The sequence below is a fragment of the Pseudoalteromonas sp. J010 genome (assembly GCF_003934235.1).
In the GTDB taxonomy this organism is placed as follows: Bacteria; Pseudomonadota; Gammaproteobacteria; order Enterobacterales; family Alteromonadaceae; genus Pseudoalteromonas; species Pseudoalteromonas peptidolytica.
In genome coordinates, this window is record NZ_RDBW01000011.1 from 139320 (window position 1) to 152411 (window position 13092).

General features: G+C 41.1%; 8 protein-coding genes. 5 read left to right on the forward strand and 3 right to left on the reverse strand.

Features of this window, described 5'->3' with window-relative positions; all coding sequences use genetic code 11:
• Positions 1-284: 284 nt before the first annotated feature.
• From EAG18_RS07500 to EAG18_RS07515, 4 genes are all read left to right on the forward strand, one after another.
• The gene (locus EAG18_RS07500) at positions 285-2243 is read left to right on the forward strand and encodes a methyl-accepting chemotaxis protein (protein ID WP_125251758.1); all 1959 of its coding nucleotides are present in this window, start codon (positions 285-287) and stop codon (positions 2241-2243) included.
• A 110-nt stretch (positions 2244-2353) separates the two neighbouring features.
• A complete protein-coding gene (locus EAG18_RS07505; protein ID WP_125251759.1) occupies positions 2354-4525 on the forward strand; it encodes a S9 family peptidase in 2172 nt (723 codons plus the stop codon).
• A 261-nt stretch (positions 4526-4786) separates the two neighbouring features.
• Positions 4787-5605 (forward strand): transporter substrate-binding domain-containing protein, encoded by an 819-nt coding sequence (locus EAG18_RS07510; protein WP_125251760.1) that lies wholly within the window; start codon positions 4787-4789, stop codon positions 5603-5605.
• Between the two features lie 252 nt (positions 5606-5857).
• A complete protein-coding gene (locus tag EAG18_RS07515) occupies positions 5858-6070 on the forward strand; it encodes a cold-shock protein (RefSeq protein WP_010369631.1) in 213 nt (70 codons plus the stop codon).
• Positions 6071-6131: 61 nt separating this feature from the next.
• Here EAG18_RS07515 and EAG18_RS07520 read toward each other — a convergent pair whose 3' ends face one another.
• The 3 genes from EAG18_RS07520 to EAG18_RS07530 all read right to left on the reverse strand — a co-directional run bounded on the left by EAG18_RS07520 (position 6132) and on the right by EAG18_RS07530 (position 10063).
• Positions 6132-6314, reverse strand: coding sequence for a magnesium transporter (locus tag EAG18_RS07520; RefSeq protein ID WP_125251761.1), 183 nt, complete (start codon positions 6312-6314; stop codon positions 6132-6134).
• A gap of 644 nt (positions 6315-6958) precedes the next feature.
• The gene (locus EAG18_RS07525; RefSeq protein ID WP_125251762.1) at positions 6959-7744 is read right to left on the reverse strand and encodes a hypothetical protein; all 786 of its coding nucleotides are present in this window, start codon (positions 7742-7744) and stop codon (positions 6959-6961) included.
• A gap of 339 nt (positions 7745-8083) precedes the next feature.
• Positions 8084-10063, reverse strand: a complete 1980-nt coding sequence (locus EAG18_RS07530) for an alpha-amylase family protein (protein ID WP_275557252.1) — start codon at positions 10061-10063, stop codon at positions 8084-8086.
• 304 nt (positions 10064-10367) lie between these two features.
• On the opposite strand from EAG18_RS07530, the gene EAG18_RS07535 reads away from it, so the two are divergent.
• Positions 10368-12974, forward strand: a complete 2607-nt coding sequence (locus tag EAG18_RS07535) for an ExeM/NucH family extracellular endonuclease (protein WP_125251763.1) — start codon at positions 10368-10370, stop codon at positions 12972-12974.
• Positions 12975-13092: the final 118 nt, after the last annotated feature.

Genomic DNA, 13092 nt, shown 5'->3' on the forward strand with positions numbered 1-13092 from the left:
GCCCACCGCCTGCAACCGACTGTAGTGAAGCCTAAGACATAGCAGTTCGCTCAATTAAGAGAGTGGGTTTGGGTAAAATGCGTTGCCATGTAGTTACGCTCTTAGTAGCTCTAAACAAGAGGTTTTTAACAAAAATAGCGCCCAACTTACCTCCTCAAATTGAGCAGGTAGTAAAGCAAAAGACGGCAAATCATAGTGTCGCCAGCTCCAAAGTACTTCCTTCCCTAAATACAGTGCCGTGATATGGCACCTGACAACATAGTCCAATTAATGGGGTCTCTGCGATGAAAATGCGCAAAAAACTGATAATTAGCTTTGTACTCACCGTTATTATTCCTATTTTGGCAATTTCGATTGTGAGTATTTCGCAAACCAAGAAAGATTCTCTTGAAAAGTTTTTAGACGCATCCGGCAATGAAATTCGGCAAGCGGAACGGTCATTTGTATTATTTTTTGAGCAAATGAAAAAGAGCGCCCGGTTTTTAGCACAGGCCGAGGCTGTACAAAATGTTAGTGATAATACCACCACTTACTTTGGTGCAGAGAAACCAATGACTCCGTTGCAAAATGGTCAGAGTGAAGCGCAAATTTATGAGCTTTATCGCGCATTCGGACAAACCCATGAAGAGCTACTGTTTGTCTATTTAGGTACGAGTTCTGGTGGCTTTATCCAATACCCAGCAGAGCCTCTGGGCAACTATGATCCAACTAAACGCCCTTGGTACAAAAAAGCCGCAGCAAACCCCAATAGCGTTATCCTCACAGAGCCTTATCAAGGTGTTACAGGGCAAGCTATGGTCTCAGTCGCGACGGCAATTAAGCGTGATAGTAGAATGATAGGTACACAATCGCTGGACGTGACGCTCTCCACTCTCACTGATATTGTTAGTAACATTCGCTTGGGGGAATCTGGCTATCTACTTTTACTCGACGGTAACGGTATTGTACTGGCTGACCCAAAAAACAAAGACAACAACTTTAAACACAGCAAAGATCTCAACAGCCCACTTTATAACGCAATTCGAGATGTGAAAAACGAAGCCTACCTTACCATTGAAACCGATAATAAAACCTACGTTGCTAAAATTTATCGTTCATCAAACCTTGGCTGGCAGTTTATTGCAGTTATTGATGAAGATGAAATTTTAGCTGCTGCATACGATATGACTATTAGTATTGCGGTAATTGCGATGTTAATGGTGATTATTTTTGTCATTACCGCTATCACACTGGCAAATAAAATTGTCCAACCGATAGAAATGGTTTCTTTGGGTTTGAGAGAAATTGCCCAAGGAGAAGGAAACTTATCGAAACGTTTAAAGGTGATCAGCAACGATGAAATTGGTGAACTTGCAACCTGGTTCAACAAATTTCTCGATTCGATTAACCTGTTAGTGAAAGACATTCAGCATAATGCCGCGACACTCAACAGCGCAGCACTAGACTCCCAAAAAAGTATTAACGATATTCGTAGACAATGCCATGCTCAAGCGGATGACTCTGCCAATGCTGCAACAACAACTGAAACCGTGGAGCAGCTTGCAATAGAAGTGACTGAACATTGCACCCAGACACTTGAAGATGTGGTTAGCGCTGACGAGCATGCCCAACACGGTAACAAAACCATCGAATTAACCGTGTCACAGGTGGCAAGACTCAATCAGTCACTTGCTGAGTCTGCAAGTGCGATGAATCAACTTGAGAGTGAAAGCCAAGACATTACCAATATACTTGGTGTGATCCGCTCGATTGCAGAACAAACCAACCTACTTGCGTTAAATGCAGCCATCGAGGCGGCTCGAGCAGGAGAGCAAGGTCGAGGGTTTGCTGTGGTTGCAGATGAAGTGAGGACACTGGCACAACGTTCTCATGATGCCACGCAAGAGATTGAGCAGGTACTAACTAATCTTATCGCGCAAACTAGAAATGTATCTAACCAGATGACGGTGAGTGTAAGCGAATCAGAAACCACAATTACGCAATCACAAAGCGCTCAACAAGCATTTTCAGACATTACAGCAGCCGTATCACGCATTAAGTCTTCGGTATCAAATATTGCAGCACAAGCAACACAGCAAGGTCAAAATGCTGGTCAAACCAAACGGTTGATTGGCTCTGTAGATGTTTCGGTAAGACAAGTTGGTGACGGTGCGGCTGCACTTAATGCCGGAGCTGACCAATTGGTGGCACTTGCTAAAGATCTAGAGCAATTAGTTGGCCGCTTTGATATTGATGAACAATAGTTAACCTATCCCATTTAATTATTGTTACAAAAATGGTGTACTGCCCAGTTGTCCTCATATTGACAACTGGTTTAGACTGGGCAAACTTATTTATCTATAGAAAAATAACAATGAAGAAATTTAAATTCACATTGATCTCTACTGCTCTATTTGCAGTTCTTGGTTGCCAAGAAGCTCCGCAACAAAACCAAGTTGAAGCGCAAACTCAAGCACAACAACAGGTAGCCGTGGCAGCACCTATCGCTGAAAAAGTTCCACATAAAGTGATGATTCATGGGCAAGAGTTTACTGATAACTACCATTGGTTACGCGACGACACTAGAAGCAATGAGAAAGTACTAGGTCATCTCAATCAAGAAAATGCCTACGCAGACAGTAAACTTGATGCGACCAAGCAACTCCAACAAACACTTTTTGAAGAAATTAAAAACAAAGTTGTTAAAGATGACCGTAGCGTACCGACATTAAACGGTAGCTATTACTACTTCACAGCAACGGAAGGCGACAAAGAGTACTTTACCTATTTCCGTAGCGAGCATAAAGACGGTAAAAATGCTGAAGCAATTTTTGACGCGAATACTCGTGCTGAAGGCCAGAATTATTATGGTGTAGGCGCGCTACAAGTTTCATCTAACGAAAACCTGTTAGCATTTGCCGAAGATACCCTCAGCCGCAGAATTTATACTATTCAAGTTAAAGATTTAACAACAGGTAAATTGTTAGAAGACAAAATCGAGGGTACGTCTGGTTCGGTCGTGTGGGCAAATGACAACAAAACACTTTACTACATTAAAAAAGATCCCGTTACTTTGCTTGGCTTCCAAGTTTTTCGTCACACTTTAGGTACACCACAAAGCGATGATGAATTAGTCTATGAAGAAACGGACAACAGTTACTTCACCAATATTTCTAAGAGCAAAGATAAAAGCACTATATACATTCACCACGGCAGTACCGAATCGTCTGGTGTGTCTCTTATCAGTGCTGACGATGCAAAAGCCAAACCAGAGCGTTTCATTCCAAGAGAAGCAGGTCACGAATACAGCATTAACAAACTAGGTGATTGGTTTTACGTTCATACAAACAAAGATGCTATTAACTTTAAACTAATGCGTGTTAAGGCAACTGATGTAAAAGATCGGTCAAAATGGCAGACGGTGGTTGAGCATAACCCTGATGCAAAATTAGAAAGTATTGCCTTGTTCAACCAGCACCTGGTTTACGAAACACGCGAAAACGGTCTAACTCAAATCACAGTTAGTAATTTAGATAACAGTAAAAGCAAGCGCTTGACGTTTAATGACCCAGCGTATACGGCATACCTGACAGGCAACAAAAACATAGACACTGACTCGGTGAGAATCGGCTATCAAAGTATGACCACACCTGCTTCTGTGTTTGACGTTAATTTGGAAACTCTTGATAAAACGTTATTAAAACAAAATAAAGTACTGGGCGACTTTAATCCTGAAAATTACAAATCAGAGCGTATATTTATCACAGCACGTGATGGGATTAAAGTACCCGTTTCAATTGTGTATCGCAAAGACAAATTCAAGCAAGATGGGTCTAATCCACTGCTGCAATATGGCTATGGGTCTTATGGATTGAATGTCGAACCAACCTTTTCTATCAGTCGCTTAAGTTTGTTAGACAGAGGTTTTGTGTACGCCATCGCCCATATTCGAGGGTCAGAAACACTTGGCCGCCCTTGGTACGAAGATGGTAAAAAGTTAAATAAGAAGAACACTTTTAATGATTTTATTGACGTGACCAAAGCATTAGTAGAACAAAAGTACGGTGATGCCTCTAGAATATATGCCAGAGGTGGTAGCGCCGGAGGTCTGTTGATGGGGGCGGTGATTAACCAAGCTCCAGAGCTTTATGACGGTGTTCATGCAGCGGTGCCGTTTGTTGATGTCATTAATACTATGCTGGATGAAAGCTTGCCACTTACCACTAATGAGTACGATGAGTGGGGCAATCCAAATGATAAAACCTACTTCGATTACATGCTATCTTACTCACCTTATGACCAAGTGAAAGCACAAGCATATCCGAACTTGCTAGTTACAACTGGCTTACATGATTCGCAGGTACAATACTTTGAACCTGCCAAGTGGGTTGCAAAGCTACGAGATCTTAAAACTGATGATAACTTGCTACTATTTAAAACCGATATGGAAGCAGGTCACAGTGGTGCATCGGGTCGATTTAAAGGGATCCATGATATAGCACTGAGCTATAGCTACTTTATCGCACTTGCTGAGAATAAAATCTAGCTTTTAGCTTTTCTAGACACCAAAAGAGGCAATGCTTCTTTTGGTGTTGCCCGCTAGCTCAACCTGTTATGTTGGTCTGCGTTTCTAAAGCATAAACGCTCATGATATTCCCGCCTGTTATATCAATTTACCAAATTACGTGATCTATTTATGGGGAAATGATTCCAAGCACCCGACTCAATTGGCACAATGGAGATTACTAACAAATAGCGCCATTGTTGACTATATTAAATAAACGACACATTTTTATATCAGTGAAAAATGAACGTATTTCGCTATGTTTTTATCTGGTATTGTTTAATTCTTCCCTTTGATAACTGTGCGACCCCTCATAAACCGGAGCTAGCTGCACCAATTGCTGTCACCATTTTAGTGGATGATGCTTATCCACCATATAGCTATCAGATAGATGGCGAGCTGTATGGCATTTATGTTGATATTGTCAAACAAGCCGCTCGAATACTAAGTAAAGAGTATTCAATTACTTTGCAGGCCATACCTTGGAAACGAGGACTCTCTTCTATGGAATCAGCAGAGGCGATGGCACTCATGCCTCCCTATATTCATATAAAAAAAAGACCCTACATCTGGCCGTACTCTGTACCACTACAAGAAGAAGTGGTGGTCGCCTTTTGTAATAAAGGATTCACGCTAAAAAAGCTTCCGCACATAAAACCGGAACAAGCCATCAATGTCGGCATAAACGCAGGATATATGATCTTGGATGAAGACTTAATGGAAGCTCAAAAATTAGGCTTGATTAAGCTCTGGGAGAATAAAAGCACAAGTTCAAATATCGAAAAGCTGTCCCGCGGCCGCATTGATTGCTATGTAAATGATAGGCTTTCTACTTTACTTGGAATAAATAAAGCATCTTTTGCTTCTGCTCAGCTTAGCAGTGGAAACATTATTGAAGATAAAGTGATCATGAGGCGTACTGCACATATTGGTTACTTAAAAGGTTTTGAAGGAAAATATCCACATAAGCAACACTTTATTTTACAAATGGACAATGCGCTTAGGCAGGTACTCCAAAGCGATACGGCTGAGGAACTCAGGCCGCAGAGTCCATCCAAATAACACTTTGCAACCTCATGACGATTACTTTTTGAACTATTTTATAAACTTCATTGGACAGCCATGTAAGAACGCTATATTATAATAGCGCTTTAGATACTTAGAGCACTTACTACTGCTGCACTGTTTTTTCTTGATACTCTTTTTTTTAAAAAGTCGTTTATAGATATACCAATGCGTTACTAGCTAAGTTTTATCTATCGCTTTAACGGTGATTTTCACCACACAATTAATTTTTTGAAAAAGGTTTCAATTATGTCTAACACAGTAAACGGCACAGTTAAGTGGTTTAACGAAGAGAAAGGTTTTGGCTTCATCACTCAAGAAAACGGCGGTAAAGATGTATTCGTACACTTCCGTGCTATCGTTTCTGACGGTTTCAAAACTTTAACTGAAGGCCAATCAGTGTCTTTCACAGTTGAAGAAGGCCAGAAAGGTCCTCAAGCAAGCAACGTAGTAGTTAACTAATACGTTTTGCAAAAGAGCTGGTGCTTACACCAGCTCTTTAAAATCTTAAGTCTCACCTCTTTTAGCCTTTCGGCAGCATATCTGATAACAACAGTACAATTCCTAAAAACGACATAAAGCCCGCAATATCAGTGATAATCGTCAACATTATTGATGAAGATTGTGCAGGGTCTAATCCAAGCTTTTTCAGTGCGATTGCCTTCCATAGAATGAGGCATACCTTATTGGGGTTTTCTGTAATCATTAAAGCAAGAGGTTAATACCAATTAGCCTGTACACTTGCTCAATTTAAAAGCGTAAGCCTGACGCTAGCCGCGTTAAAAACCTCTTGTTTAGAACAACTAAATAGCAAAATTTCACCTGCCAATAGACAAGGTTTTCTCACCTCAAAATAGCAAACTTAATTGAGATTAATAGGTATAACTACGACAAAATGACGGTTTACAACTTGAAGTCGACGTATGATGGTATGGAAGCTTTTGATGTTAAAAACTCAATGAGTTTGAAGGAAAAACCTTAAGCTAAAAAATGTGTGCAGAAGTCAACCAAGAGAATGGTGCAATAAAGGAGCTTTTTACTAAAAAGGTCGGTGACAGCAAGCAAGCGTTGTTGCATAAACACCTCAGCTGAAGCAAACCTGAGTATTGTAAAATCATGATTATTTGTGGGGCGCAGCCGCTCAACCTATTACCATCCTGAATGAGGCTGCCGTTATACTGAGGCTGCTATCATTGATGCCATTAATAATGGCATTTAGAAAAACCACAAAAATTATTAAATCCACTTAGATTTAATAACTAATTTTTCATTGTTATAATTAAATATAAAAGAAACTTAAATATAAAAATAAATATGAGCGCAGCGTTAGCTACGCTCTTTTTATTTTTGTTACTTAATCACATGTTCTTCATGGACAACATAAATGCTATTTGGGTTTGTTAATGATAAAACCTTAACAGCTAATGTTTTCCCTGCAGCATTTTCACACTCAATGATTTGATATAAGACTGGCTGGCCAGCATGAGAATTATCAACTGTGATATCTGTCATAAATACATCTGAATGGAAAGGACCTTTGCCACTTTCACCGTGGAAGAGTCCAAGTTCAACTCCGCGGTTAGACAGTGTTGTGCAGCGACCACTATTACTTTGACTATCTACACTTAAGCGACTCTCAACATGAAACGCACTATGATAGCCGTAAGTATTCGGACGGTGTACAAACTCACCTACAGGTTGTGCGCTTATATCCCACTGTACGAGTGGCGCACCGGGCACATTCACATATACGTCGTATTGTTCGCCTGATGAACTGGTGCAAGAGACTTCAACGCGTTTATTTGCTGTTAAGTACTGCTCAGGAATAGTAGCAGTTGCCTGCTGAATGTAATTACTTCCTGATAACCCTTGTACGTTAGCATGCGCGATTTGTTCGCCAGTTGTATGGTGATATACGTTCGCGTAGCTACAAAAATCGCCCTCTCCTCGTGGGTGTAAATCAACCTTTAGGTTATGTGCAAATTCACTTGAAAGGATCGCTGTTGCTAAAGGGCCGTTGGCGTATTCAGTTACACGTTCAAATCCATCGATATCATGTGCCTGACTTGGTAAAGCCATACTATTTGCTGAGACAAATACAGCTGCTAAGGATAGTGCGAAACAAAACTTCTTCATTTTAAATTTTCCTTTTTTAATCTCATAGAGGGCATTGTTGTCTATTTGAAAGGGCCCGTTCGTAAACAACGAGTTGATAATAATTCCCAATGACAGCGCTGACAATAGCTTGTGAACACATTTTAATGATTTAAATCAATTTATCTAATTTTATTTTTAAAATGTTAATTTATTGAATTTATATGACTACATTTTAATCTGGGTTAATTTTAAACTTATCATTATTGCAAGCAAGAAAGTAGAAGACAGTAAATAACAGAGGAAAGGCGATTTAAAATAAAAAGTGAGCTAAGTACTTTTATCTCGACACTCAACTCACCTTATTATAAAGAATAGAGTTTATAAGGGTAAAATCATCGCTGAGTCTTTACCAAACTCAAATACATTCATTTTTCCACATTGTGCAAAGTGGTTGTTACTCATATAAGGTGTACCCTGCTGATTAATATCAGCTTCCCAACCTTGTCCATTGTTCACAAAAGCTTTAACTTCAAACCAACCGTTAAAGGTATGATTGCAATTCATCTCGACTTCCAAAAGCCAGTAGTGAGCGCCCCACTGATTAAGCGGCATCACACCAAAACCATCTCTATCATAACGTTTTTCAGCTCCCCACTGAGCAGGCCATACATCTGAGGTCCAATCGAGTGGGCTCCCCTTTGCACCATTTGCTTGCCCGTTTTGAGCTTCAGACCAGTCCAACATGGTGTCACCTACCTTCCAAGGCGCAGTGGTTACATTTCTCATATTTAGATGCTTTATTGGTAATGCACAGCGCATGGGATTAGCAGAACAATCAACACCACGCTGTAATGCCGCGGTATGGTCAAGGCCACCACGAATGAACATATCTTGTCCTGATTGTGTCTGTGCTTTGATAAATACTAAAGTGCGCTGCCAATCCTCTAAATCCGGTGGTGGCGCTGTTATTTTACTTTGGTGATGAATTGCAAGTGCCTGCATCGCCTCAATTGACACATGCGCATAGCCATTCTCGTCCACTTTTATACTTTGGCCTAAGCACTGTCCTTCAACCTTTGCACCTGTTAATACATTACAATAAGTACCTGGCTCCATGCCTGTCTGCAATTGTTGGTTCATTCCAAAAGGCTCTCTGTTTATCGCGACAAATCCTAAGTTACCTCGAGAAAAAGCGATTTGGTTATTGCCGTTATCCCACCAATTATCGACATTCCAATTTCCCGATGTATGGTTTCTAAACTGCATTGCTCCAGAGATCATTGGACGACGATGCTCACATTGCCATTGTGCACTGTTACAATTTAGATTACCGTTTTGATGTACAGGTAATGAAGGCGCGCCAGCATCAGTATTACCGTTAAACTCATAGCTAGACATGACTTTTGGATAGCCGTAAGGAAACGCCAACATAAATACATTAGCTAAGTCATAGAGGTTGCCATCTTTAAAGGTCACAATCGAGCCTGCACCTCCATGTCCGCGTTGATTGTCATGATTATCCGTAAACACTACCGCTTTATGACTCGGCATTAATCCCCATGATTCACCAAAACTTTTTAGCCACGCCAGCTTGCCTTGTTTAAAGGCGTTACTGAGCTTTATGCTATATTTAAATTCTGTGACTAACCCATTTTGATGATATTCAGATGCGGTAATGGCTTCACCGCCTTGATCAATCACCTCTTGAAAAATCACCGCTGGCTTATTTAATTTAGCAAGTACATCGGCAATATCATTTGCCGGCATGTGCTTGCTGGCATCAAGACGAAAGCCTGCAACGCCCAGTGACAAGAGGTCATTTAAAAAGCCTGCAATAGTGTTTTGTACGTAGTCTGCGTCAGTATCTAAATCATGAAGCCCTACCAGTTCACAATGCTGAACTCGCCAAGCATTATTTGCGTAATCTTCAGAATTGATTGCACATGTGTTATGAAAGTCCCGAGGACTATATATTGGGTACTGCTTGTTACCGAAGGCATTTCCAGCAACGCCTTCACCGCTCCCGTGTGCCATGTGGTTTATCACAGCATCAACATATATATCAACTCCAGCTAACTTACAACGTGAGACCATATCGGCAAACTCAGCGCGATTGCCACCGCGACTCACAATCTCATAGCTTACCGGTTGATAACGCGTCCACCATTGTGAGCCCGTTATATGCTCATTCGGTGGTGATACTTGCACGGCTGCATAACCGTTTGGTCCTAAAAATGTTTCACACTCAGTTGCAACGYCACGCCAAGACCATTCAAATAAGTGAACAAATGTTGTTGGATCGCCCTGCGAGGCATTGATAGGGGCAGCTAAGCCTAACGCAAGTAGTGCTGTAGCCATAGATTGGATTCGTTTTGTTGTCATCATTATTGCACCTTTTCATGTTACACAAATTTAACAATATAGGTATCAATAATGATCGATCCATTGAATACGTATGCAGCAGTGGTTTTTTGTCAATGCACTTAGAAAAGGGGCATAAACACGACTTTGCATAACTTCAATGACATTTGACCTACAACCACAAACATTAAGTAAATCAATGTAAACAAAACATCAAGTTTAATTGAATTGTCATCAATAGTGATTAGAATATCGACCCGAATAAATATTCGAAAAATTATAAGACACGGGAAAATAAAAAATGATTAAAAAATCAATTTTGGCCTCTGCTGTTACATTAGCTTGCCTAAACGCTCAAGCAGACGTCATTATCTCCGAATATATTGAGGGTAGTAGCTATAACAAAGCAGTAGAGCTCTATAATGGCAGCAATACTGCGGTAGACTTGAGTGGATACTCAATAAACTTCTTCTTTAATGGTGCAACCGAAGCCCGCACACAAATCGAACTATCTGGAGCGCTAGCGCCAAAGTCTACTTACGTTATCGCACATGCTGATGCAGCTTCAGAAATCATAGCCAAAGCGCAGTTAACTAACTCTAGCAGCTGGTTTAATGGTGATGATGCGATCACACTAACACTTGATGGCAATACTATTGATAGCTTAGGTCAGCTAGGTGTTGACCCAGGTAGTGAATGGATTGATGGCGAAATCAGAACAAAAGACAAAACTCTAGTCAGAGATCCGGCGGTAACGCTTGGACGCACCGATCCTGGTGAGGCATTTATAGGTGAAGGGCAATGGCTCGCGCTGTCTAAAGATGACTTTAGTAACCTAGGTGTACACTCAAACGGTAATGATATACCAGAGCCAGAACCTGTAAAGTGTGGTGAAAACAATACCTTAATCAGTACAATTCAAGGTGCGGGCGATTCTAGCCCAGTTGCGGGTGAGGTCGTTGAGGTTCAAGCTGTGGTCACCTCAAGCTTGCAGTCTGACACAGGTCTTAAAGGCTTCTTTATTCAAGAAGAAAGCGCTGATTACGACAGCGATGAAAATACTTCAGAGGGTATCTTTGTCGCATATAACAACACCTCGGTTAGCGCCGGAGATGTTGTGAAGCTGCGTGGTAAAGTTGAAGAAAAATATGGCCAAACGCAACTTATAAATGTTGATGCAATTGAACTTTGTGGTACAACAAACGTGTTTTCAACCGCCATAACATTGCCTGTTCAAAGCAGCCTTGAGGCATACGAGGGCATGCTTGTTTCTATTACTAACGAGTTGGTCGTCAACGATACATACGGACTTGCACGTTACGGCGAAGTGCGTTTAGCTACCGAGCGCTTGTATCAGGCGACTCAAATCGCAGCGCCTGGTGAGCCAGCAAATCAATTAGAAGCACAGAACAAACGCAAAGAAATTTTGTTAGATGATGGTTCGTCAGTACAAAATCCTGAGGTGATCCCATACCCTTCCCCTACTCTTGACGCTTATAACACGTTACGTTTGGGTGATTCGGTGACTAGTCTCGAAGGGGTCATAGGCTATGGCTATAGTCAATACCGTATTCATCCAACCAAAACACCAAACTTTGTTCATACCAATTTACGTACACAAGCCCCTGAAGTGGAATCCCGTGGCGATCTACGTATTGCCAATTTTAATGTCCTAAATTATTTTAATGGAGATGGCCAAGGAGCCGGATTCCCTACTCCTCGAGGTGCTGACAACGCTGAAGAGTTCGAACGACAAAAAGCAAAAACAGTCGCAGCAATCACTGCACTCGATGCTGATATTGTTGGCTTGCTCGAACTTGAAAACGACGGTTTTGATGAGCGCAGTGCGATTGCTGATCTGGTTAATGCGCTAAATGTGTCAGATCCTGTTAATACCTATGCGTTTGTTAACCTAAATACTGAGCGAGTTGGTGGTGATGCTATTACTTCAGGCATTATCTATCGCAGCAATAAGGTATCCGAAGTGGGCACACCAGCTTATACGGAAACTGTCCCCTTTGACTATGGTAACCGTCCACCAGTAGTACAAACTTTTAAAGACATCACTAGTGAAGAAACATTCACTGTCGTAATGGCTCATTTGCGTTCAAAAGGAAGTTGCTCTAAAGCCGAAGGCTTAGATCAAGATCAGAACGATGGTCAAGGCTGTTGGAATCAAACGCGTGTCAATGCAGTAAATACGCTGTCACAGTGGTTAAATACAAATCCAACAGGGGTGGTAGAAGACGATGTCATTATATTAGGTGATATGAACGCGTACGCAAAAGAAGATCCAATTAACGCCTATATTACAAATGGTTATGCTAATATCAAACAAGCCTTGCATGGTGATAATTTAGACTACTCGTACGTATACCAAGGACGTATTGGTAGCCTAGACCACGCGTTTGCTTCAACTTCTATGATGACAAAAATAAAGTCTGTGACTGATTGGCATATTAATGCAGATGAGCCTGTTGCGCTGGACTACAATACTGAATACAAATCAGATAACCATAAGGCAAGCTTGTACGCGCCACACCCTTATCGCGCGTCAGATCATGATCCAGTTGTTATCGATCTTAACCTAGCGGTAGAGCCTACTGTTATCGAGGGTGAATTTTCTGGCCTTGCAGGGTGGTTTTGGTGGCAACATCGCGAAATTGAACTGCCAGCAGGTTTTGATAAATTAGAAGTGTCAATGACAGGTAAAGGTGAAGCTAATCTGTACGTACGCCACCAGCACATGCCAAGCTTTTTCCAGTATGACTGTCGCCCTTATCTTTGGGGTAGTACTGAAAGTTGCACATTTAATCAGCCAGCTGAAGGGAAATGGAACATACGTGTGCACGGTTTGTTGCCGTATTACAATGTCACAATTAAGTACAAGGCAACCAAAGCAAATTAATCTAAGGTTTGGCTAGTTAATAACACTTATCAGCCTACCTTTACTAATTGGCTTATTTAGATTTTCTAAATAAGCCAATTCATCACTTTTCAAACCTTTCCTTAACAAGTTGAGCTAA